Origin of the sequence: Ekhidna sp., assembly GCF_965247405.1 — a bacterium.
Classification (GTDB): Bacteria; Bacteroidota; Bacteroidia; order Cytophagales; family Cyclobacteriaceae; genus Ekhidna.
Genome location: NZ_OZ252014.1, coordinates 320,918 through 344,465, shown reverse-complemented (window position 1 = coordinate 344,465; position 23,548 = coordinate 320,918). Strand labels below are relative to the sequence as shown.

At 41.6% G+C, this 23,548-nt stretch carries 24 protein-coding genes; 13 read left to right on the top strand and 11 right to left on the bottom strand.

Annotation, left to right across the window (positions count from 1 at the left end; genetic code table 11):
• The first annotated feature begins 66 nt into the window (after nucleotides 1-66).
• From ACP14Y_RS01375 to ACP14Y_RS01345, 7 genes are all read left to right on the top strand, one after another.
• The gene (locus ACP14Y_RS01375) at nucleotides 67-201 is read left to right on the top strand and encodes a hypothetical protein (protein ID WP_424961180.1); all 135 of its coding nucleotides are present in this window, start codon (nucleotides 67-69) and stop codon (nucleotides 199-201) included.
• Nucleotides 194-667, top strand: coding sequence for a DUF2452 domain-containing protein (locus tag ACP14Y_RS01370; protein WP_424961179.1), 474 nt, complete (start codon nucleotides 194-196; stop codon nucleotides 665-667). Before ACP14Y_RS01375 ends, ACP14Y_RS01370 begins: the two co-directional genes overlap by 8 nt.
• 37 nt (nucleotides 668-704) lie before the next feature.
• Nucleotides 705-1,502, top strand: a complete 798-nt coding sequence (locus tag ACP14Y_RS01365; RefSeq protein WP_424961178.1) for a hypothetical protein — start codon at nucleotides 705-707, stop codon at nucleotides 1,500-1,502.
• A 283-nt stretch (nucleotides 1,503-1,785) separates the two neighbouring features.
• Nucleotides 1,786-2,583, top strand: coding sequence for a SprB repeat-containing protein (locus ACP14Y_RS01360; RefSeq protein WP_424961177.1), 798 nt, complete (start codon nucleotides 1,786-1,788; stop codon nucleotides 2,581-2,583).
• Between the two features lie 7 nt (nucleotides 2,584-2,590).
• Nucleotides 2,591-3,130: a YceI family protein gene (locus tag ACP14Y_RS01355; RefSeq protein WP_424961176.1), complete on the top strand. Its 540-nt coding sequence runs from the start codon at nucleotides 2,591-2,593 to the stop codon at nucleotides 3,128-3,130.
• Entirely contained in the window at nucleotides 3,117-3,977 is an 861-nt protein-coding gene (locus ACP14Y_RS01350; protein ID WP_424961175.1) for a DUF5777 family beta-barrel protein, read from the top strand. The genes ACP14Y_RS01355 and ACP14Y_RS01350 overlap by 14 nt, the downstream gene beginning before the upstream one ends.
• A 49-nt stretch (nucleotides 3,978-4,026) precedes the next feature.
• Nucleotides 4,027-4,887, top strand: coding sequence for a hypothetical protein (locus tag ACP14Y_RS01345; protein ID WP_424961174.1), 861 nt, complete (start codon nucleotides 4,027-4,029; stop codon nucleotides 4,885-4,887).
• A gap of 3 nt (nucleotides 4,888-4,890) precedes the next feature.
• Here ACP14Y_RS01345 and ACP14Y_RS01340 read toward each other — a convergent pair whose 3' ends face one another.
• Nucleotides 4,891-7,284, bottom strand: a complete 2,394-nt coding sequence (locus ACP14Y_RS01340; RefSeq protein WP_424961173.1) for a TonB-dependent receptor — start codon at nucleotides 7,282-7,284, stop codon at nucleotides 4,891-4,893.
• Between the two features lie 60 nt (nucleotides 7,285-7,344).
• Between ACP14Y_RS01340 and ACP14Y_RS01335 the strand changes: the two genes are divergently transcribed.
• The 3 genes from ACP14Y_RS01335 to ACP14Y_RS01325 all read left to right on the top strand — a co-directional run bounded on the left by ACP14Y_RS01335 (nucleotide 7,345) and on the right by ACP14Y_RS01325 (nucleotide 12,388).
• Nucleotides 7,345-8,331 carry a YheT family hydrolase gene (locus ACP14Y_RS01335; RefSeq protein ID WP_424961172.1) on the top strand — a complete coding sequence of 329 codons (987 nt, stop codon included), beginning with the start codon at nucleotides 7,345-7,347 and terminating at the stop codon, nucleotides 8,329-8,331.
• 90 nt (nucleotides 8,332-8,421) lie between these two features.
• A complete protein-coding gene (locus tag ACP14Y_RS01330; RefSeq protein ID WP_424961171.1) occupies nucleotides 8,422-10,188 on the top strand; it encodes a DUF6770 family protein in 1,767 nt (588 codons plus the stop codon).
• A 142-nt stretch (nucleotides 10,189-10,330) separates the two neighbouring features.
• On the top strand, nucleotides 10,331-12,388 hold the full coding sequence (locus ACP14Y_RS01325) for a PKD domain-containing protein (RefSeq protein WP_424961170.1): 2,058 nt from the start codon (nucleotides 10,331-10,333) through the stop codon (nucleotides 12,386-12,388).
• A gap of 51 nt (nucleotides 12,389-12,439) precedes the next feature.
• On the opposite strand, the gene ACP14Y_RS01320 is transcribed toward ACP14Y_RS01325, so the two are convergent.
• Together ACP14Y_RS01320 and ACP14Y_RS01315 are read right to left on the bottom strand one after the other, a co-directional pair.
• Nucleotides 12,440-13,156 (bottom strand): LytR/AlgR family response regulator transcription factor, encoded by a 717-nt coding sequence (locus tag ACP14Y_RS01320; RefSeq protein ID WP_424961169.1) that lies wholly within the window; start codon nucleotides 13,154-13,156, stop codon nucleotides 12,440-12,442.
• 31 nt (nucleotides 13,157-13,187) lie between these two features.
• Nucleotides 13,188-14,987 carry a sensor histidine kinase gene (locus tag ACP14Y_RS01315; protein ID WP_424961168.1) on the bottom strand — a complete coding sequence of 600 codons (1,800 nt, stop codon included), beginning with the start codon at nucleotides 14,985-14,987 and terminating at the stop codon, nucleotides 13,188-13,190.
• Nucleotides 14,988-15,026: 39 nt separating this feature from the next.
• Here ACP14Y_RS01315 and ACP14Y_RS01310 point away from each other — a divergent pair, with 39 nt between their 5' ends.
• Nucleotides 15,027-16,058, top strand: a complete 1,032-nt coding sequence (locus ACP14Y_RS01310) for a YheT family hydrolase (protein WP_424961167.1) — start codon at nucleotides 15,027-15,029, stop codon at nucleotides 16,056-16,058.
• On the opposite strand, the gene ACP14Y_RS01305 is transcribed toward ACP14Y_RS01310, so the two are convergent.
• A complete protein-coding gene (locus ACP14Y_RS01305) occupies nucleotides 16,055-16,402 on the bottom strand; it encodes a LytR/AlgR family response regulator transcription factor (protein ID WP_424961166.1) in 348 nt (115 codons plus the stop codon). The two genes, ACP14Y_RS01310 and ACP14Y_RS01305, sit on opposite strands and share 4 nt — an antisense overlap.
• Nucleotides 16,403-16,492: 90 nt before the next feature.
• Between ACP14Y_RS01305 and ACP14Y_RS01300 the strand changes: the two genes are divergently transcribed.
• Nucleotides 16,493-17,233, top strand: a complete 741-nt coding sequence (locus ACP14Y_RS01300) for a response regulator transcription factor (RefSeq protein WP_424961165.1) — start codon at nucleotides 16,493-16,495, stop codon at nucleotides 17,231-17,233.
• 157 nt (nucleotides 17,234-17,390) lie between these two features.
• Complete coding sequence (locus ACP14Y_RS01295; protein WP_424961164.1) at nucleotides 17,391-18,005, top strand: hypothetical protein; 615 nt, start codon at nucleotides 17,391-17,393, stop codon at nucleotides 18,003-18,005.
• A 16-nt stretch (nucleotides 18,006-18,021) separates the two neighbouring features.
• Here the strand turns inward: ACP14Y_RS01295 and msrB are convergent, their stop codons facing one another.
• The 7 genes from msrB to ACP14Y_RS01260 all read right to left on the bottom strand — a co-directional run bounded on the left by msrB (nucleotide 18,022) and on the right by ACP14Y_RS01260 (nucleotide 23,537).
• Complete coding sequence (gene msrB / locus ACP14Y_RS01290) at nucleotides 18,022-18,513, bottom strand: peptide-methionine (R)-S-oxide reductase MsrB (RefSeq protein WP_424961163.1); 492 nt, start codon at nucleotides 18,511-18,513, stop codon at nucleotides 18,022-18,024.
• A gap of 152 nt (nucleotides 18,514-18,665) precedes the next feature.
• Complete coding sequence (locus ACP14Y_RS01285) at nucleotides 18,666-19,187, bottom strand: DinB family protein (protein ID WP_424961162.1); 522 nt, start codon at nucleotides 19,185-19,187, stop codon at nucleotides 18,666-18,668.
• A 103-nt stretch (nucleotides 19,188-19,290) separates the two neighbouring features.
• Nucleotides 19,291-19,752 (bottom strand): GNAT family N-acetyltransferase, encoded by a 462-nt coding sequence (locus ACP14Y_RS01280; protein WP_424961161.1) that lies wholly within the window; start codon nucleotides 19,750-19,752, stop codon nucleotides 19,291-19,293.
• The gene (gene lhgO / locus ACP14Y_RS01275) at nucleotides 19,749-20,945 is read right to left on the bottom strand and encodes an L-2-hydroxyglutarate oxidase (protein ID WP_424961160.1); all 1,197 of its coding nucleotides are present in this window, start codon (nucleotides 20,943-20,945) and stop codon (nucleotides 19,749-19,751) included. The genes ACP14Y_RS01280 and lhgO overlap by 4 nt, the downstream gene beginning before the upstream one ends.
• Before the next feature lie 139 nt (nucleotides 20,946-21,084).
• Nucleotides 21,085-22,239 (bottom strand): hypothetical protein, encoded by a 1,155-nt coding sequence (locus tag ACP14Y_RS01270; protein ID WP_424961159.1) that lies wholly within the window; start codon nucleotides 22,237-22,239, stop codon nucleotides 21,085-21,087.
• Nucleotides 22,240-22,344: 105 nt separating this feature from the next.
• Entirely contained in the window at nucleotides 22,345-22,824 is a 480-nt protein-coding gene (locus ACP14Y_RS01265) for a hypothetical protein (protein WP_424961158.1), read from the bottom strand.
• A 98-nt stretch (nucleotides 22,825-22,922) separates the two neighbouring features.
• Entirely contained in the window at nucleotides 22,923-23,537 is a 615-nt protein-coding gene (locus ACP14Y_RS01260) for a hypothetical protein (RefSeq protein WP_424961157.1), read from the bottom strand.
• Nucleotides 23,538-23,548 lie beyond the last annotated feature (11 nt).

The window sequence follows — 23,548 nt, the reverse complement described above, 5'->3', positions numbered from 1 at the left end:
TTTTTTACCACAATCCTTTCTTAGGGGCTAAACTATTGTTCAATTTTGATAGTTCAATTGGAAAGTATGACAAAGTCAAAGAAATATTTCTTAATTGGGGCCATCATATTTGTAATTATCATGATAGTTATCGCCATAGATATTAGCAATCGAACAGTGGCTCCTTGGGAAAAAGAAAAAATTGAGGTACCGAATGAGTGATAATAAGGTAGATATCTCCAAGATTGACCTGGAAAAGGAAAAAGAAAAGATCACCGACTTGCCAGGGCTGATCGAATATGCACATCATGCAGGTAGTGCTATCATCAAACCTGAGGATAAAGGTCGAATCAAAGGAAATGCCGTTGCAGCGATGCATGATCAGACCGATCGCCAATTCAGGCAGCTATACGAACAAATGCAGACGCTAATCGAGCAAGCCAAATACTTACAAAGCAGAGTTGAAGTATCGGAGAGAATCTATCAGGCCCACGTTCCCTTCCAGCCGGTCATTGGTAAAATCTATTTTCTGTATAAGAAAAAGAATGGAACAGATCTTCTATCGATGGTTAGCCCGGATGAGTGGGGGAAGAGTTTTCCTTATGAGGCATTTGAAGCCGAGGTGAGGCTCATGTCTGATCATACCTGGGAGATAGTAACTACGAACAATCAGGAATATCAATATTAAATCCTAACCATCCCTTTTTTTCGTTGTTTAGAAATGTATGAAGATCGATAAATCTAAATCTTATTTCATTGTTTCTCTACTGGTTGCCGCCCTGCTGATGGGGTGTAGAAACAACTCTGAGGAGCCCGGTATCGATTGTTCAGAATCAGACCTTCAGGTTGAGGTTATTTCATCTACCAAATCAGATTGTCAGATTCCCGGATCTATTGAGGTCGAGGCAAATGGAGGGGATGAACCTTATGAGTTTAGTATTGATGGAGTAACATTTCAGGAATCAGCTGTATTTGATGGGGTATTTGCCGGGCTTTATACCATTTTGGTTAGAGATAACCAGGGATGCGACACTGAAGTCAGCTTCACTTTAGAATCGGAACCAACAGGTATCACACTAAACCTTGCTAGCTCCAATACGACGTGTGGTTTAACAACCGGATCAGTAGAAGCCAGTGCAAGCGGAGGAACCGGATCACTGATGTTTTCTATCAATGAAAGCACCTTCTCAGCCGAGACCACTTTTTCCAACCTTGCTCAGGGTGATTATACTGTGATCGTGAAAGATGAAGAAAACTGTGAAGTATCAAAAAACATTCAGGTGAAAACCAATACTAGCCTTATAGCCGATATCATGCCGATCATCCAGAAAGATTGCTCAATAGATGGATGTCACAACGGTTCTCAATCTCCACGACTGATAACCGAACAGGAAGTGATTCAAAATGCCGGAAGAATCAGGTCTGAAACACAAGCTCGCACCATGCCTAGAGATCGCACATTGACGAATGGAGAAATTCAGCTCATCGCATGTTGGGTAGATGACGGGGCTCTAAATAATTGAGTACATACTTTTAATGTTCATACATTAATCAGTAACTTTATTATGCTAGATTCCTTCTCTGATAGACTAAATCGTTTACAGAGACAGGTCGTTGGGGTGTACTGTAAGATTCAAATTACAGATGATCCTTGTCTGAGTGTGTTTCGTTCATGTTGACCAATTGTATATCGGTTAGTTACCTTATGTCAATCACTTACGGAATATTTCGAATCCTAAATCAGGTTGATTTGTAACGTCTTAACATTCAAAAATTACCCTATACTTATTTAATCCATTGTTGATTATGAAAAAAATACTTGCTTACTCACTTTTTGCTTCCTTGCTGATTTTTATGGGATGCTCCAATAATAGTGAAGAGGACACAACCATAGATTGTGATGCCTCAGATTTGAACCTACAGGTTGGTGATGTCATTAACCCTGATTGCGATACAGAGGGTTCATTTACCTTGGTCGCTTCAGGAGGTACTTCTCCTTATACTTATAGTCTGGATGGCGGGGATTTTCAGTCGTCCGGAGCATTTTCTGACTTAGCAGCGAAAACATATACTGTGGCCGTAACCGATGCAGACGGATGTACATTTCAGGGTTCGTTTAATTTGACGGCCGGGCCAAATGGAATTGCACTTTCGATAGATAAGACAAACTCTGAGTGTTCCAGCAATACAGGAAGTATTACTGTGACGGCAACAGGTGGCGATGGATCATTTACTTATTCAATAGATGGGGGGGCAGATCAAGCTACTAATACATTTGAAAGCGTGGGAACCGGAGATCATGATATTGTTGTCACAGATGGGGCAGGTTGTACTGCAACTACAAGTGTATATGTGAGTTCAAGCATCAGCTTGTCAAGTGATGTCATGCCATTGCTGGAAAGAGAGTGTACGTTTTCAGGCTGCCATAATGGTGACAATGGTGCCGACCGCAATTGGACAGTGAAAAGCAATGTACGAAGTAAGGCAAGTGAAATAAAATCCAGAACACAAAGTGGATCCATGCCTAGATCACCGGGACAGTTGACACAGGCTGAAATTGATATGATTGCCTGCTGGGTAGATGATGGAGCACTAGACAATTAATTGTACAATGCGTAAATTCTTTTTACTAATACTCATGCTGGTGTGTCTTGTCGGACATTCACAGCGATACAAGACAGATAGTACGTTTATTCGCTTCTTTTCAGATGCTCCCATGGAGGATATCGAAGCAGTAAATGAGTCAGCATCCAGCATCATTGATGTTGATAAAAAGTCTATAGTCATTGTGGTGCCAATCAAGTCATTTTCTTTTCAAAAGAAGTTGATGCAGGAGCACTTCAATGAAAACTATTTGGAGTCAGACCAATTTCCTAATGCCATTTTTAAAGGCAAAATTCAAGGATGGGATGGAAGTTCGGGTGAGGTGGAGGCCATTGCGAAAGGAACCATGGAGATTCATGGTGTAGAACACGATTGCACCATTAGCGGAACACTGCGCTCTGTAAACCAACAGGTCAACCTTGAAGCTGTATTTCCAATTCGTCTGACCGATTACGATATTAAAATTCCCAAAGCAGTATTTTATAAAATAGCCGAAGAGGTGGAGGTTACTGCTAAACTTCAATACAAACCCTATGAGAAAAATTAGTTGTCTGTTGTTAATAACCTTCAGTTTTTATGGATTCGCTCAGGACGATGAACTGCTGGAATTGTTGGAATCTGAACAAGCACAGAGCCAAGGATATGTTTCAGCTACTTTTAAAAGTACCCGTGTAATCAATGGACACTCCATTGAGACTCGATCCAATGGGGTTTTAGAGTTTATCATCAGCCATAGATTTGGTACGCTTAATTCCGGATACGATGAGTTTTTCGGGCTGGATTTTTCAACCATTCGATTGGGGCTGGAGTATGGATTGACTGATAATCTAAACATCGGGATAGGCCGATCTTCCTTTGATAAGGTAGTTGATGGGTTTTTAAAATACCGGTTTGTTCGACAGTCTGATAACTTCCCGTTCACAGCTACTGCGTTCACCAGTTTTGCTCGGAAAACAGTAGAACAGCTAGGGTTGGAAGGGGCTGATAGAAATGCATATACAGCACAGGTATTGATTGCTCGAAAATTCAATTCGAATTTTAGTTTTCAGGTAGCGCCCTCAGTAATTCAGCGAAATCTGGTGGCAACCACCGAGGATGACAACCTGTTGATCGCTATTGGACTTGGAGCCAGGTATAAAGTGTCTAACAGAATAGCAATAGTTACCGAGTACTATCCTCAGCTATCAAATAAATCGGCTCAGTTTCAAAATGCGTTTGCTGTAGGTGTAGATATCGAGACGGGTGGGCATGTTTTTCAACTACACTTTACTAATGCCACCCAGATGAATGAGCGAGGGTTTATCGGCGAAACGACGGATAACTTTTGGGATGGCGATATTCACTACGGATTTAATATTACCCGTGTATTTGATTTGAAACCCAATAAATCTTAATGATTATATCTGACAATATTCTCTTATATTCAAGGGATAATTAGATCAGATGAAGCACTTCCTATTTGCACTGATTTTATTGTTGGTTTCCTATGGTGCCCATTCTCAGGATATTATTGTTACCAAAGATGGAGATACAATTACTTGCCAAATCACAAGGGTTTCTGACGACTTTATTCACTTTTCTGTTTTTGACAAAAGTGGCATATTGCTCATGCGATCCAGATTACCACTATCGGAGGTGGAATCTTATGAACAAACTGATATTGAACCTGATGTTGAATCGAACTCAAACGAACCTGGATTAAACGAACAGAACCGCTTAATCTTACCTGATTTTAAACTTGCGACATTCAGGCTGGCCTTAAATGCTGGCTACACGTATCAATTTGGAGGATATGAAGCCTGGCCTGATTCCTATCAGAAGCAATTGCAATCACTTTGGAATGTTGGAGGCGACTTTCATTACTTTCCGTCTGAGGTTTTCGGGGTGGGAATAAAGTACAATTACATCTTTACGAAAGCAGAACAGGACTTTGATCCTCAACGCTACGGCATTTCCTCCATCAGGGATGAAAAAATCAGGTTTTCGTACGCAGCACTCTCATTGATGTATCGAAACATACTTGCGGATGATCAGATGATTCATTATTTCATCGCAGGTGGATTCGTCCAGTATAAATCGGATGGACTGCTCGATGGCAACCCTTACAATGAAAGAGGGGACACTTTCGGGGTAGCATTAGGAGTAGCCTACGATTTTCTGGTCACAGAAAGCGTTGGAATTGGGGCCGGGGCTGAGATCAATATTGCTAATCTTTCAGAAATAGAATCGAACGGTACAGTAATACCCGTTGATTTTTCCATTACCAGGATAGATTTGACTGTGGGATTGAGATTTTTGAAATAGCCATTAAATACTTGCCCTGACAGCCAGAATAAAATTCCTACCTGGAGCGCTAATTCCAGAAGAATAAGGACGGTAGTGTTTGTCCAATATATTTTCTACCCCTGCATTCACATTTACATGTTCACTAATCTGGTAGCTTGATTTCACGTTCAAAGTATACCAACCCGGGGAGCCAGAGGCTGTGTAGAGATAAGGCTTTCTTTCAATCTCCGAAGAAGGGATAGCATCGGCATCCCGATCGCTGTTGTATTCGATGTAAAACTCTGACCTGATCTTTTTTTCCTGGAATGTGACGGTCGCTTTACCAAAGATTGGTGTGGTATGTCTCAGAGGCTCATCATTCGTAATGTCTCTTCCACCCGTGTAGCTGATTGTCTTGGAGACTGCCCAATTGTCTGCAACCTCCGCCGTAAAGATCATGCTTCCTCCGTAGATCTCTGCATCTCCGGTATTCACCTTTGCAAATACATCCAGAGTCTCTCCATCGATTGAAACGGTGGAGCTTCCATTGAGGGTAAAAGGCCCATCTATAATAGCATCAAACAATCGGCTGTGAAAGGCCACCACCTTGAACAGCGACCGTTCTGTTTTTCGTTGATAAGCCAGCTCATAACTCAGTGAATATTCCGGTGTGAGGCTGGGGTTAGGTACTACTACGCTGTTTCCTACGTCAAAAACTTTTCCAACATCGTCCACATTTGGAGATCGGAAACCAGTAGAAATGTTATAGCTGATCTTGTTGGCTTCATTAAGGTTGATCGCCAATCCAAGGGATCCGTTCAGTGCTGAGTTTTGCAGGTCCAGTTCAGCGGAGTTGTTCGCTAATGCTCTATCATCCGTGGTATTTGCTTTTAGGCTTATTGAATTAAATCTGATCCCGCTATTGAAGGTCACCTGCTCGGTCAGCTCGTTTACATAGCTGCCATATACTGCAAAAGATGTAAAATCACTTCCACCATCCGGGTAGCGGCTACTGGTTTCAGAGAATGCCCCTGTTTCAATATTCCTTCTGTACGCGTCTGAGGCAATGTCGTTGTGGTAGAAATCAAATCCGTAGTACAGATTGGAGCGCGCAAACTCTTTGTCAAAGTCCAAGGCAGTAGAATACATATCTACCATCTCGGTCCTCGTTCTTAATTGATCGTCTCCAAAATTTCTATCATTTCTGCTTTCCTCAAACTTCTGGTAAGCGAGCGTTACACGTGCCTGATCAAATAAGGCATTGCTTTCATAAAAATTCAGCTTCAGGTTGTGCATTTGCCATTCTTGCGGACCGTAATACCATTCGGCAGCAGCCAATGAATCTGTGTTTGGGCCCAGCGTCTCAGTCAGGTTATCATACCGTGGAATATCTGAGGTGGTGCTATAGTAAAAACCATAGCTAACGTCCATGTTTGGACTTAATCTGAACTTCGCTTTGGAGATGGAATTGAATAGGTCGTATCCGGAGAATTTTTGCACATTGATGTCATCATTGCGAACCAGCTGATCTTGTCCATTGATTCGCTCTACGTAAAACTCCCGTTCAAATGCTCCTTCATATCCTCCGGATCGATTGCCACCAGCTCTTAAATCGTCAAAGGCGGTGAAAGAGGAGGAATGAAAAAACGTAAACTTCTGCCTGGCTACCGAGATGTCCAGATGTCCTGTTCGCTCATTCGCTGCGGTACTATACCTGGCCATCGCATTCCCTGAAATGTCCGTCACAGCATCTGTGGACCACTGGGGCTCGATGGTATGAAAATCCATTACCCCACCGAGTGCATCACTTCCGTAAATGACTGAACCTGGTCCGAAAATCACTTCCGAGCTTTCAAGTGCATTTGGATCGATATTGATCACGTTTTGCAGGTTTCCGCTTCTGAAAATGGCATTATTCATGCGCACACCATCCACTACCAGCAAAACAGAATTTGCAGCAAACCCACGTATTTTGGGTGAACCACCGCCCAGTTGACTTTTTTGCACGAATACCTGACCAGAGCCAGCTAAAAGATCTGCAGAAGTCTGAGGATTCTGAAACTGAATGGTTTTCTTGTTTACCGTCATGATCTGCTGAGAGACATTCTCTTCTTCCTGCTCCCATTTATTGGCTGAAATCACCACCTCATTAAATGACATGATCTTTTCCTTCAAGGATACCCTGAGGTCATTGCCCAGATAGGCAATGGATTGAGGATGGAAAGAAGGATGCTGAAAGAAAACTAGACCTTTAGGGAAACCAGAGATATCTGCAATTCCCTTTTCATCGGTGTATGAGACATCTTCCTTATTCTCGTGGTAGATGAATACATCTATGATAGGCTTGCCTGTGGCATCATCCACTACGAGTGCATTTTGAGAATAAGAGGTGTAAGAAAGGATTAAAAGAAAGGTAATCTTAAGATTAAGTCTCATTCAGTCGTTAATTTCGATTTTTGATTCAGTTCAAATCTATTAGCAAAAATTGCGCCGTTCATGCCAATAATAAAGTCAAAATATCACAAGAGGCCATGGTACTTTTTCAACGGTCACTTTGAGACCATCATTCCCTCACTTTTTTATAAAGTGGAGGGGATAGCATACGATCGAGAGCGACTGGAATTGGACGATGGTGATTTTTTGGATCTGGATTGGGTGAAGCAAGGGAACAAACGACTGATCGTACTTAGTCATGGACTGGAAGGCAGTGCAGATAGACACTACATCAAGCGTCCGGCACAGTATTTTTCGCAAAAAGGCTGGGACATCCTGGCATGGAACAATCGGAGCTGCAGCGGGGAGATGAACAGACTGCCCCGGTTTTATCATCATGGCGCAACAGAGGATATTGCTGCAGTGATTGACCGAGGACTGGAAGAAGGATACGAGGAGGTGGTTTTGATTGGGTATTCCATGGGTGCAGGGATGCAACAAAAGTACCTGGGTGAGCGAGACGCTGACAATCGCATCAAAGGAGCAATTTCCTTTTCAGTTCCATGCAATGTCCAAAACAGTGCTGATATGCTTAGAAAAGGAGCTGGCAGGATCTATGAGAAGCGTTTCGTGTCCAAACTCAAAGAGAAAATACTAGCTAAAGCAGAAATCGTGGAAATGGATGTAGATGGCATCCGGGATGTGAAAAATTTCAGACAGCTGGATGAACGTTTTACGCTTAAAGTTCATCCCGAATACAACAGCGCAGATGACTTCTATGCTCGGATCACGAGTGATCAGTTTCTTCCTAACATCAAGATTCCACTACTGATCGTAAATGCCATTAACGATCCCATGCTGGGCGAGCCTTGTTACCCAATCGAGCTGGCTGAGCAAAGCGATAACATCTATTTGGAGATGCCTGAAAAAGGAGGACATGTCGGTTTCACGATCCCCAAAAATGAATGGAGTTATATGGAATATGCTGCCGATAGGTTTATTAAGGAGGTTATTTTCACTTCACAAAAAAAATCTGCAGTTCACAAATAAGAACGGTTGTCTACAAATACCCGCTTCCTACTAATTAAGTGATTCAGTCAATTTGGAGTATAATTTTTTATTAACTCTAAAGCTATAATCATGAAAAATTCACTTAATCTGCTGCGCTTCAATTTTTTTGCAGCAACCTTCTTAGCCAGTCTCATTTGTTTTTCTCAGTCCACCACACTGCAAGGTGTTACAAAAGGTGGATTTAAGGGGATCAATAAACTTGATGACAATGGATACTATGTAAGATTTGTTGAATCTGCAGGTCAGGGCAAGAAAGCCGGTCCTCAGGTGCATCTGTACATCTTAGACAATAATCTTTCAGTAACCAATGACTTTGTTGTTCCGCTTGGAAAAGGAGAGAGCATCGAGGATATGGCCTATAACAATGGAAAGTTTATGTTCATTGCTGGCAGCAAGGATTACCGTACGCGTCAATTTACCATCGTAGATCAGGAGGGAAACGAAGTTGCCTCAAAGAAACTAGAGAAAGTAAACAGAAGATTGCTTGAAAAACCTGCATCTATCTCTGCAGTAGGTGAGGGTGACTTCATTGTCATCAATTACATCAAAGAGAAGAAGGTCGGTTACAGCGTAAGCCGATTTGATGGAAACCTCAATGAGAAATTTTCAACCGAGCAAATTCCGGATAAAAAGAAACTCTACCCGGTAGACTATCATGTGGATGAGAATCAGGTTTTTGTGCTTGAATTTATTACACCTGATCTTTCAGATTATTTTGAATATCACATTGCAGGGTATGATGTAAATACCGGAACGGAAAACTTCAAAGTACAACTCAAGGATCCGGCTTCAGATGCATCTGGATATGCAACATTCATAAAACCCGGAAAGGACGGTTCAATCGTTACAGGAGGCATGTACTTCAATGGCAACAGGACGAAGAGTGCCAATTCCGATGGGTTTTTTGCTGCAATCATTGATAAAAATGGAACCCCGGGCTTTTCATTTACAGATTGGAAAGAGGTTAAAGATGACTTAGCAGATGGATCTACCGAAGCGCTTTGGGGAGGTAAGACGAAAACCCTAATGCAGGATGTAACCATTAACGATGATGGGTCATTTACACTCATTGGAGAGAATTACCGAAGAGGGGATGCAGCGCTAGCTGGTAAGAAATCAAAAAGTGCGTTAGCCATTGCTGGGAAGGCCAGCAGCATCATGGGTGGTGGAAGTGGCGAGAAGGAGATTGCTGTCACTGTCTCCGATATTGCCTTAATGGACTTTGATGCTTCCGGTGCATTCAAGGGGATAAGGAAGCTGGATGAGGCAACCAGTATTACGATCATAAAGGATACCGACGATAAAGAGGATCAGCCTTACGTAGGTCAGCGAAAGGGATTAAACCTTGCCAATATCCTCAACAACAATGGATATTTCCCATATCGGTTTACTACAGAAAAATCAGGTGAGAAATACATCGTGAGTGTCGTAAAATATGAGCCTCAGGCCAAGGAATTGTTGTATTTCACACGACTAAATTCGACCAGTCTGGATACTGCTTCAGTAGAGTTCACGAACACAGAATTAAAGGTTATCCAGGAATTGCAAAATCAAATGATGGGTAAGCTTGGAGGCCTGGGAAAACTAACTAAAAAGGCGAGTAAAGCGACTGGCTCAGATGTAGAAAATGAATTCTTACTTCGAGGCTCTCATGATCCGTTTGATTACCGTTCTAAATCAGGAAACATTCGGGTTATTAAATCCAATAAAGATGGGGAGGTAATTATCTATGATTTCATTCCTGAAGATACTGGAGATAAGAAGGGGTTTATGGCGCAATACGGTGCAGCCCTCAAAGGAAATCTGAGTATCCAGTCAATCAAGATTCCAAATTAAAACAGATCGCCTAATCATCATCCACAACTGATACTTCTTGGGCTGCATTCAGCTTTAGAGATTGGTTGCCTAAGAGCACTCTCCCGAAGTTCTTCGGGAGAGTTGTTTTGAAACTAGTTCACTATCAAAAAATTTTACTACTATGAAAACATTTATTTATTACAGCAAGAACATTTTAACTAAGCTTTTTCTCATCCTTACATTGTTTCTACTCTCATGTAGCGATGACGGATCAGATCCCGGACCTTCTAATAGATTAGAGGCTATTGTGACTAATTCGGATCAAACCGTCTCACCTCTGTCTGAAGTTACTCTTGATGGATCACAATCTACAGGACCTGAAGGCTTTCGCTACGAATGGATATATAATGGATCTGAAAATATAAATCTATCCAGCACTTCTGAGGCTATTGTTACTTTTACTCCCGATAAAACCGGATTTTATTCATTTACTCTTCGCACAACCTATGGAGGTCAGTTTAGTGAAACACATGCACAGGTAACCGTTTCAGGTGCAATCGTCCTTGATGATACCTTTTTTACTGGAAGTGAAGAAGTTGTGGAACTGAAAGACTTGGGAGACGAAGAATTCGATTATATCATTAATGAAGATCTAACCATTCCTGATGGAAAAACACTTCAGGTAAATGCTGGCAGTAGTGCGGTGACTGTTGCAATTAACGAAAATGCTGGAATCATCATTAAAGGAAGTTTTAAGGTTGAAAGTTCTTCTTTTATTCAACTAAGCACTTCAGATCAGAAGTGGAAAGGAATATTAATAGATGGAGGAGAATTGCAGAATGCTAATGGAACAATGTATATCTATCACGCTGGGAATGCCCCTCATGATGGTCAAACAGAGGCTGCTGCTATTACGGCTATGAACGGCGGAATACTGAGTGGAGACATCCAGGTATTGGGATATGGAAGTGATTTGGAATTAGGAGTTCTATACCATGAGACCGCTGATAATACCAGTCAGTCAGGATATGTCTTTATTAATGGATATCGGGTAGCCGCAAAGCTTCCGATCAGTCTTCTCAAGCGAGTCAATAACTTCTCATTACAGAATTATGAGTATATCGAAGTGGAGACCGCTGGTGCAGGGGTAACAGAGGCACTCAGTCCTGATGAAGATTTCCAATTCCAGAACTGGGTGTTTTACATAAATGATGGATTTACTGCGGGCTCAAAAGTACTTTTACATAATGCTACGATCTATTTTCCGGAGGATAAAGGGTTAGTTTCTTCTGCTTCTCTCACAATAAATAATGCTACACTGAAAGGATTGAATGATTCCAATTGGAAAGGGGTTGCGGCAACACAAAATGTAACGATAAGGAACTCGACCATTGTAGGTGCTGGCAGTTCTGTTCATAATACTGGAAGCTTTTCTTCGGTTGAGCCAGCAGCAATCTATTTGGGTAGTTTAGAAAATATTGAAATCAGTGGTTCAATCGTTAGTGAAAGTCAGGGATATGGTGTCTTTTGTCCAAATAATATGGTGGGTACCATACGAAATTGCACATTTGATGACAATGAGCTTTATGATATTAGTTTAGGTATTAATTCTCCAGTATCGACTGTGATTGGTGTGGGTGGGCATAGTTGGGGTTCCAACTTGCCTGTGGAGCTCAGGGGAGGGAATATTTTAAACCATAATGTTGTCATTCCCGATCTGGGTGAAGATGCTTCTTATCTTATTTCAGACAATATAAATGCAGTTTCCGGTCAGATTGAAGTTAAGGCCGGTGCAAGTCTGAAGTTCAAAATGGACAAAGGGTTAAGCGTTTCAACTAAGCTTCAACTACTTGGAACCGCAGCAAATCCTGTCATACTTGATGGTGAAACCGGCACTTCCGGTTCATGGAAAGGAATAGAGCTACTGGGTACATACAGAATTGAACATAGCACCATTACTAATGGAGGATCTTCTGCATACATTGGAGCGGATGCGGCGAATGTGGTTTTTGGAAGTGGGAGTGATACACAATCCCACCCTCATAACGGATATCGCTTTGATTATAATATGGTGAGCAGTAGTACTGGAAAGGGTACGCATGTCAAATTAGCCAAGTACAATCCATTGATTGATAATCCAACCAATACTTTTGAGGGTAATGTCTCTCAAGACTCTGATGGGGATGGAATTCCAGATAATGGTGAGTTTCCAGGCTGTGAGAATGACCCTGGCTGCTAGTAGAGTAAAGACCAAAAACAAGCACCCCGACCAGTTGTTGGGGTGTTTTTGTTATGAAAGCTTGTGCAGGATGCGGTTGACGTCCTCTTTGAAGCTTCGACTGATGGGTAGGTTTTTCTCTCCGATAAACACATAGTCATTGTCCAGTCCTGTCACGCTTTCAATGTTGACTACATAGGATCGATGGATCCGAAGAAAAGAAGGATTACGGATTTTGTTCGTGGTATTGTTCAGGTTATCAGAGAGCGTGTACTCCTTGTCTGCCGTAATGAATTTGGTATAGCTTCCGTCTGCCTGCAGGTATTGGATATTCTCAATGTTGACCTTCTCGAATCGGCTACCGGACTTTAGGAAGATAAAAGAAGGACGATTATTTAAGTCTGAATTGATCGTTGATTGTCGGTGCTGCTTAAATGCCAATTCAATGGCAATGATCACATCACGATCATCATAAGGTTTAGTCAGGTAGGAGGAGGGGTTTGTCTTTAGTGCCCGCTCAACCGTTTGTTTATCAGAATTAGCAGTTAAAAATATCACTGGTATCATTTGTGCCTGATCAAAATGAGTTACCAGATCTACGCCATCATCTCCGCCTTTTAAGTTAATGTCGACCAGTAAAATATCTGGTTTGTTAGATTGAAAGGAGGTAATCGCTTCTTGTTTAGTTTTTACAACATCCGTAACGATCATGCCATTTTCCTCAATGATCTCTTTAAGATCCTGAGAGGTGATTGGGTTATCCTCGACAATGAGTACTTTGACATCCATAGGTATGGTAGGTGAGTTGAATCTAACTAAGTTACATCAGAGAGCTGATTTTTGCCGATTTACTATCTGTTTTGACATGTTTAAGCTTTACACGTGCGCAAAAACCGGTTTCAACTTTCGGGTATTCAAGCATTCCTTCATGATTTTCCAGGAGCGCACTAATGATCGTATTTCCAAATCCATGATTATCTAACAATTGGTTAAATCCCAGGCCATTGTCTGTGACATCCAAGATTAATTCTTCATCCATTTCAAACAGTCTGATTTCCAGTGTCGGATTTGGATTAGATTGAAATGCATATTTAATACTATTTGTTATCAATTCGTTTAGAATGATTCCGACCGGAATGGCTATGTCGATATCCACTTTTAGATTTTGAACCTGAATAGTCGTAGCTATCTTTCTGGAGCCACGATAGAGCGAATCAATTAGAATGAAAGCCAGCTCTTCTACATATGCTTCCAAATTAATTCTTGAGAAATCATCATGCTTATATAAATGCTCATGGATAAGGCCAATGGACTTGACACGATTTTTGGTAAGCCTCAGCGCTTTCTTAGCAGACTCCTCTTTCAGTCGTCTTTGCTGCATGTTTAGCAAACTGGTAATCATCTGAAGGTTGTTTTTCACCCGGTGGTGCACCTCTTTAAGCAGTGTTTCATTCTCTTTATTTCGATGGTTTAAATCGGCTGTTCGCTGCATGACTTCATCTTCCAGCTTTTTCAGGTAGTCTTGCTGTAACTTCTCATTCACCTTTAGCTGCTCAATGAGATCATGCTGTGCTTCCTGCTTTTCCTTTTGAATCAATGCTACCCTTACAGCGATACCGATAGATAAAATAAACACGTCAAGAAGCAGTCCAATTTGGACAAATAGATTCGTTTCATAAGCCACCTTGAAGGTAGAGGCGATTTGCCCGGTAAGGGAGGACAACACCAGGATAAATGCTCCAATTAAAAAAATGTTGCTTATGATTGTTTTCATGGTGGCGATGCGATAGACGAACACGATCATTAAGCCAAATTCTATGGTCAGGATAATGACTTTATACCAGACCTGGTGAAGGATATCATAAGCGAAAAAACGTGAGACAGACTCGGTGAGCACAATCATGGTGATAAAAATGAGCCCAATAGTACTGACCTTATAATTGAAAGGATCAGCTTTTTTCATGTCTAAAAAAGACCTTGAAAAAAGCACATATGTGAAGGAGATCGAAGCAGACAATATCCACATCCAGGTGGGGGGGATATTCTGCACAAAAGGGAGTAGCGAACCTAGCAAGCCATACTGATAGGAAAAGAATATCAGGATGGATGAAATGTAAAGGATGTAATTGATGTAAATACTTTGGGCACTACTGAAGATAAAAAAGCAGCAAACAAGTAAAACAAATAACAGGATGGCATTAAACACACTTTGAAAGAGATTTTTTGAATACTTATTTGTCAAAAAATCATTAGTGGGTAGAAGGGTAATACTAAAGAAATCAGGGTCTTTTTCATCATGAAATGGGTAGTAAAGAAACAGTGTTTGATCTATTGATGATGAATCAATCTCCACCGCATTTCCGACATGAAGGAGCCTGAGTTCATCATCATAGAAATGGATGTTTTGCATGTACCAGTTTCCTCCCTGAAGTGTGTGCGGAGTACTCAGCGGTCCTGTCCGAACACTGGCCCAGTAAGATTGACCCACCTGCACCTCATTGACATCAGCATAGGCCGTCCAGTTCCGTGGTAGCTTCTCAGTGTTACCTGAGGCAATTTTCACTTCTATGCTTGGATCAGAATTAATCCATAGAGATAAGATTAAAAACAGGTGATACACACAATAAAGATAGCTTAATGGGGAGAAAACGATTTTTCTGTGAATGGAACCGCATCAAATGCGTGTGAATCATTAATATTGAATATGCCTCTTGTTCACCCTTCGTCTTACTCAAGCAAGCCCTGGTACCTCTTCAATGAACATATGGAGACCATCATACCGTCTATATTTAATAAAGTACCAGATGTTTCTTACGAAAGAGAGCGTTTGGAGTTAAACGATGGAGATTTCCTGGACTTAGATTGGATAAAGAACGGACACAAACGACTCATGATCATTGGTCATGGGGCCATGGGAAATTCGGAACGGCATTATGTCAAAAGACCAGCAAAATTCTTTTCCGAAAAATCATGGGACATCCTGGCCTGGAATAGCAGGGGATGCAGCGGTGAACCAAATCGGCTACCCAGGTTGTATCATCATGGTGAAACCGAGGACTTATCAGCTGTGGTGAATCACGGACTTACCCAAGGGTATGAACAGATCTTTTTGCTGGGACTTTCAATGAATGGCTGCCAGACGGTTAAATACTTTGGAGAGAAGAAGAGAGCTGATCGTGTATTAGGAGGCTTTGCAGTTTCTGTCTCGTTTAGTTTGAAGGACACGACCATTCAGGCGGAGAAACAATTAAATGGGCTTTACGCTAAACAGTTTTTAAAGGGCTTGAAGGAACAGTACCGGGCTAAAAAAGCTGACCATCTATTGCTGAGAGAGGTTGATTTTGAAAAGATTAAAACCTTCGATGAGCTAAATGAGCAAGTAAGTATCAAAGCATTTGGTTATGCCGATCTGGAGGAGTTTTACCATAAAGCTTCATGCATAAATTATGTTGAAGATATTGATCGTCCAGTGTTTGTACTAAACGCCAAAAATGATCCCTTATTAGGATCTGACTGCTACCCGGAAGCGATGATTCAAAAACATCCGTTTTTGTATGGCGAGTTTCCCAGGCATGGCGGACATGTTGGTTTTACCATATCTGGTGACAAATACTCATACATTGAGAGAAGAGCAGAGCGGTTTATCAATGAGGTGATATTTTCTTCTCGAAGTTCCGTAAAAGGACGCTAGGAGAGCTTGTTTAAAATTCGATTGACATCTTCTTTGAAACTACGACTGATAGGGAGATTTTTTTCTCTTATGAAAACATGATCATTATTAAGTCCGGTAACATTGTCAAGGTTAATGACGAAAGATCTATGAATGCGTAGAAATGATGGGTTTTTGATTTGGGAAATGATGCAAGTCAAGTTTTTTGAAAGTTTGTATTCCTTAGTAGCAGTAACGAATCGTGTGTAGCTACCATCGGCTTGTATGAATTCTATATCTGCCAATTTTACCTTTTCAAATCGAGTTGCTGATTTGATAAAGACAAAATCACGGGCTATTTCCTGTTGTATATCTGTTTGATGCATAGTCAGAGCGAATTCAATACCGACCATTACAAATGTTTCGATTTTGGCGCACTGAGACAATACTCATGATTGAGTATATTTATTCTGTAAATGAGTAATTCAAAGGAAGTTATAACACTTGATTCTCAGATTGATTGGCAAAGAGATCGCGCTTTTAAGGGATTTTATGAAGAGGTTAACCTTGAAGAATACGCGAAGAAGTTTGAAGGAAATCCAAATGAAGCGTATCACATTCTCGATGCTCAAACCTTTGAGTTAACGATGGCTAAGAATTCCTTTGATAAGGTGTTTAAAATACCAGGGTTTCATCCCAAGACTGCAGTTGACATATTGCATTTAATTCATGAAGATCACCAGCCTCAGGTCTACCAGTTTATGCAAGCGACTTTAGCCAATGAGGGTATGTTTGAATTGGGAAAGGATAGTGTGTCTCAAGTCTACATGCTTTGCAATGGCTTGATGATTCTGAAGACCTCAACTCCTTTGATTGCAGATAGTAACAAGCATATTATTTATGTATTGGAACAATACAGGGATGTTACGGATCTGGTACCATTGGGCAAATATACCTGGAGGTACAACGGACCAAATCAGAAGAGGATTACAAAAGTTGTTGAAAAGTCTCTTGGGATGAATTGTCCATTAAGTACGCAGGAATTAACCGTATTGAGCCTGGTTGGCAAAGGACTTTCTAGTCAGCAAGCTGCTGATACCTTGTTTATCTCAAAGCATACGGTGGATACGCATCGTCGTAATATCATCCGCAAGCTAGAAGTGGAAAACTCAACAGAAGCGTATCAGAAAGCCCGGGTACTAGGAATATTGACCTGACATTTATTGGATAGTCGTTTAACAATCCCTCTAAAGTCGTCAATGGTTTTGATTGAAATTACAGAGTTAAGTGGATGAGTGGTTTATTGAGGCGATTGTAGGTAACTGATATTTTAGTTTTATTATCTAACTTTAGAATTCACCAATAGCTAACAGAATGAAAACAATTAAATCAACCTTCCTGCTTTTTGGGTTTCTAATCTTTTCCTGTGGAGATGATGATGGAGGGAATACGGCCGGAGGCACGTTCACTTTCGATGGGCAGACGTACACGGCTGTGGACGGTTTTATAGAGGACTATGGTGCTGTGGACCCTTTCGAAGGAGGAGGAACAGCGACCCACTTTAACTATGTTATGGGTATATCGGATGCTGACTTTGAAAAATATTTGGATGAGGGAGATCTTTATTTCGGAGGTGATGATGGGGTGTCCATTGTTATTTACCTCAACCTATATTCTGATGGAGTGACTTCTTTTCAAGAAGGCACGTTTAACTTCATCGATTTGGATGGGGCATCTGCAGCAGATATATCAGGAAAGTCGTTTTTCACCAGAGGCGAACTTGAGTTAGATGATGATGGCTTAGCTCCAAATGGAGATTTAGATGGAGCAGAATATGAAATTACCGGAGGCACAATCACTCTTACTGGTTCTGAAACCAATTATACCATCGATTTTGATTTGGTAATTACTGAATGGGAGACCGGCACACCAGTTGGAAATGCCGTCGGGTCGTATAGCGGCGAATTTCAGTATCAGAATAATTCTTGAAATTGAGAGCAATCTCTCAATTTCCACTTTTCTCAAACTTCAAAGCAGCGCCATTGATGCAATACCTCAGACCTGTTGGTTTGGGGCCATCAGGGAAGACATGGCCCAGGTGTCCGTCACAACGAGCACATAATACTTCAGTGCGGATCATCCCGTAAGCACGATCTTCTTCTTCGGCTACATTCACATCCTCTATCGGCTCATAAAAAGAAGGCCATCCGGTACCGGATTTGAATTTCGTTTCGGATGCAAAGAGTGGGAGGGAGCAGGCTGCACAAACGAAGGTGCCTTCTTCTTTTACATTATTTAATTCGCTGGTAAAGGCTCGCTCTGTACCCTTTTGACGTAATACGTAATATTCCATCTCACTGAGCTGGGCTTTCCATTCCGATTCGGGTTTCTCAATCTTCTCAAAAGGAAGATTCGTATTCTTTGGCTTTTCTTTCTGCTGCTGCGCACAAGACAGGAAGGAAAAGGTAATGGTTAGAAGTACTATTAGATTTTTCATACTCAATAAACGATTAATAGGTCGAGATTGATTTTCAAGAAATAAATAAGGTCGCCAAAACGACTATTGTTTTATAAAGAAAAACTCTTTAACACCCGCCCCAACCCCTCCAGGGAGGGGATTGAAAGCTTTTCTTTTTTATTCAAAATCAGTTATTTCAGTACACCCATATATTCCGTCCAGGGACCTACTTCATTGATGTATTGCTTGGCCATTACTCTCGATATTTGGTTTATGTGTCCAAAATCATGAACTACCCAGGATGCCAAAAGGTTTTCGAGTGTTACCTGACCTAATCCCGGATGCATCCCGGTTTTCATTAGATCTTCAGAGGAGATGTTGAGACTTTTGAGTGCGGTTATATTCTCAGCACGCAAGCGCTCAAATTCTTCCAGTAGTTGGTTCAGTGTTTTGCCTTTGCTCTCCTCAAATTGTGCGAACCGATCAAAAGGGGTGAAGGGCACACTTTCACCATGAGTTAAGATGATCTTAGCTCGTGGAATCCAGTCTTTCTTTTCTCCCTGTATAAGGTGTCCTACCACGTCATACGGACTCCATGTGTCAGGACCTTCGTTGGGAGTTGTCCAATCTTCGGGAAGATTTTGAAGCAATGTTTTTAATACTAATGGGGTTCGATCCAGTATTTCGATGGATGTAGGCAGATTGAATTGCATATCTTAAAGATAAGCAGGGTCATTCATTCTTCCTTATCTATAGATTCCTAGGTCCCAGCCTACTTTTTCGGTCCACTTCCCAAGGGAATAAGGGTTGGGGTTATTAGAGAATCTTTTCCATCAATGCATTGGTGAATGCAATGCCTTTCAGGTTTTTGTGCTCCTTGTCGTATGCTTCAAATCCACGGGATTTGAAGAAGGGTTGAGCAGTGATGCTTACAGAAGAATGAATCCGTGCAAGTTGCAGCTCCCGGGCTTTTTGCTCAACCTGATCAAGTAAAGCTTTAGCAATACCACGCCCCTGAAAGTCCTTGTGTACATACATGAAGTCCACGTAACCGGTATTGTCAATCGAAGAAAAGCCGACTACCTGATCATCAATTAAAGCCAGATAAAAATGTTGGTTTTCCACTTTCTCAGCCCAGATGTTTCGGTCTTTAGCTTGAGTCCAGACGGCTATTTGTTCAGGAGAGTAGTCCTTATTGTTCACCGCTTTCACCGTGGATTCGAAGAGATCAATGATCTCATCTAAATCATCAACAGTTGCTGCTCTGATGGTAATCACTTTAGTCGCTCGATGGCCATTTCTGCTACACGGTCGCCAATGGCGAGGGAGGAAGTAGCCGCAGGAGAGGGGGCATTTCCTACATTGATGAACTTGTCGTGCTCTACCACCAGAAAGTCATCGATCAGGCCACCTTTCCGGTCACAAGCTTGTGCACGTACACCCGCTCCACCTTTTTTTAAATCTTTCTTTTGTATTTCGGGGATCAACTCTTGTAGTGCTCTGGCAAATGCCCCCTTCGAATATGATCGATACATTTCTCCAAATCCGGTCTTCCAGTATTTGGCAGCCACCCGCATAAATCCTGGATAGAAAAGCGTACCCAATAGCTCTTTCATATTGATCTGGCTCTTCTTATAGCCCTCACGTGCAAAAGCAAGTACCGCATTGGGACCTGCCTCAATACCTCCGTTTATATGACGGGTAAAGTGTACACCCAAGAAGGGAAAGCTAGGATCGGGAACGGGGTAGATCAGGTTCTTTACCAGGTGCTCTTTTTCTGGTTTGATCTTGTAGTATTCACCTCTGAAAGGCACGATCTTAAAGTCGATCTTAGCTCCGGTGAGTTTAGCAATCTTGTCGGTATACAAACCGGAACAGTTCACAACTACCCGGGTAGTTAATCGTTCGTTTTCAGTGTGCACGTGAATGAACCCACGATCTTCTTTAAATGAAACCAGCTTGTTGGATGAGAAGATTTCTCCTCCAAAGTGCTTAAATTTTTCAGCGTATTTTTCTGCAACCAACTTGTAGTCGATGATACCTGTCTGTGGTACGTAGAGGCCACTCACACCAGCCACATGTGGTTCGTATTCCTTCAGCTCCTCTGCTCGCAGTTTCTTTATTCCTCTTAGGCCGTTGGCTTCCCCACGTTCGTGTAGTGTGTTTAGTGCATCTAGCTGAGATTCCCGGGTAGCGACCACAATCTTTCCGCATAGCTCATATGGAATCTCTTCTTCGTTGCAGAAGTCGATGAGCATATTGTAACCGTCTACACAGTTTTTGGCTTTATAGCTGCCCGGTTTGTAATACAGTCCGGAGTGGATGACTCCACTGTTGTGGCCCGTCTGATGCTGAGCAATGGTACGCTCTTTTTCAATGACCGCTACTTTATAGTTCGGGTTCTTTTCTTTGATTTTCAGCGCGGAAGCCAGTCCAACGATACCTCCGCCGATCACTACAACATTATACATAAACCTGTTTGAGTGTGCGGCGCAAATATCGTTGGTACGCTTAGATTTCTACAACTGAATAACGGTTTTTCTGAAACTAAAACACGTAAACCGATTACCTAGGTAATCGGTTTACTAATAAATCTTTCGATGAGCAGGCTTAGTCCTTTATCTCGATCATTTTTACACCTCCAAGCCCTGAGGCTACATAAAGATAGTCGTCATGAACAAGGATGTGGTTGACAGATTCTTTGGTGTCGAGATCAAGTTTACCGATGATCTCAATGCCCTTTTTATAGGAAGCTACATACACGCCACCTTCACCATTACTGATAAACAACCGATTCTTTTCGGCAGATACAGCATTTGTGATTGAATTGTCTGAGAAGGTGATATGTCCTTCCAGGTTTCCATCCAGATCATAAACCAACACGCCATTTTCACCTCCGGCAATAAATACCAGGTTCTTATCAACATCCACGGTCATTTTTGCTTCCGGTAGTGGCTGGCTCTCATGATCGAAATCATCGTCGGCTTTCAAATCATCTTTATCAAATGTGTACAATTTGTTTGGCGCACCCGCTACACAAACCATCGATTTGCCATCAGAAGTAACCCATTTCGCATCTTCAATAGGTTGGTATGCTTTCTTTGCCAGCGATTTGCTGAACTGATAAAGCCCTCCGCCCTGAGAAGCAAGGTTGCCTGAGGTAGCGTAGATGTCTCCATCGATTTCCACTACACTGTTGGCTGCATAGCTGCCTAGAGATTCCAAGAGTATGCCATCTGATTTAAAAGTTCCTTTACCCTGATTAAATCCGATTTTCACAATAAAGGCAGGAATAGAAAAAGCCGAGGTAGACCCGACAAAATATAAATTACTGCCTGAAAAAGTTAAATCATTGATATCAGCGTCACTAAAAATCACCTGTGAGGTAACTTCCAGATCTTCTGTCAATAGATCAATAGCTCCAGCATACATTTCTCCTTTGAAGTTATAGCTGACGGCAAAGAGTTCACCTTTTCTTGAAATGGATGTAGCCTGAAGTTTATTTTCTTCAAATGAAGGTGGATCAAGTTCACCTTTCAGCACCAGTTCAAAATCTTTTTTTGCCCGACCACCTGGCACAGTGTTAACATTCACTGTTTGATTCATGGTGGTCATTCGTGTGTTCAGCTCGGCTTTATCATTACTGATTGTGAAATTTCTTTGGGAAACTTCCTCACCCTCCTGCGAGCAGGAAAATATCAATGATGCTAAAGCTGCTGTAACGATACCTCCCTTAAAGAAGGATTTCATTCTAGACGTTTTCATTTTAATGGTTTAAAGTTTTAGATAATCCAAAACTAGGTTTACCATTTACGTCTGGTTAGCGCGATATTCGTAATTAGTAGAATACGTTTTTTACGTAGTTGAGAATTATTCAGGCCAGCGAATGGTGTGCTCATCTTCAAAAAGTGGCCCCCATTGAATTTCTTCAAGGATATCTTTATGCAGCCAGAAGTTTATACCCAATGATTGTGATGAGATAAGCAGTTGCTCTGGGTGATCTTCAGAGGACAAGTCTTCGATCTCCAGGTCGCTTACACCCTGCAGTTCCAGCTCCTCCATGAGCTCCTCCTGATTAAGGCCGATCAGTGAGCTCCCCTTGAACAGATAATCTTCCGAAGAAACTGAGATGATGGTAAGACGCCAATCTTCAGCTTCTTCGAAGCTTAAATCGAGGCGGAGTGGATGATACTCCCATGCATCGCTTTTGTCGCTTTCATCATCTCCATAGTGCGTGACCTCCTGATGGTCTGGTTCACCAAGCATAGTTTTTATTTCCTCCCGGCTCATTCCAAATTTGAGCTTACCTAAACCTACCCCAGGTAATATTTCTACTTGTACCTTTTCCATTGAAATCGTTTTGGCAAAAGTAGTTATTGAGTGGTTAGTGAGCTTGGCTCATTGAAATGGGATACTCAACTGTGCTCCATCTTTGTAGGTGCGTTTTTCTATTCAAAAACAAGATGACCACAGGATAGGGAAGGAACTTGTGGGTGCATTCTATATAAAAGATTCTGTCCCTCTAAAACAAGTTCAGCTCGATTACCACCTCGTTCCTGGCTCCACTCGCCATTTTCAGTTTGATAAAAGAATGCTACTACATAGAATAGGCAATCCTCTTGAGGTTTTATACTTCTCTTTAAACTTGTTGGTTTGTCCAAAGACGCTAGCTCTGTTATGCCATAGCTAAACAAGCTTTGTTTTTCCAAAGTCATTATTTCTGACGGAAGAAGCAGCTGCATGAAAGTGCCAGGCGAATTTGGTATGGCAATCGAATCTGAAGAAAAGTTGATATTAAGTTCTAATGTGCTATCGGTTCCATTAATGACTCGGGTGAAAAACACCAGATAGCTGCAATTAAATTTGTTCTCTACGTTCCCATTATATCGTCCACCTTTTGGATAACTATTTTGAATGGTTATCCCATTAGTTGTCCTCTGGCTGAACCACCGAGTGCCTATCGTTTGTGCATAGATCAGAGTGGATATAAATAGGGTGAATAGGAAGATGGTAGCTCTCAAAATTTCAGAAATGTTGTTCTCCTTGAATGATAAATCGTACACAAGAAACCATT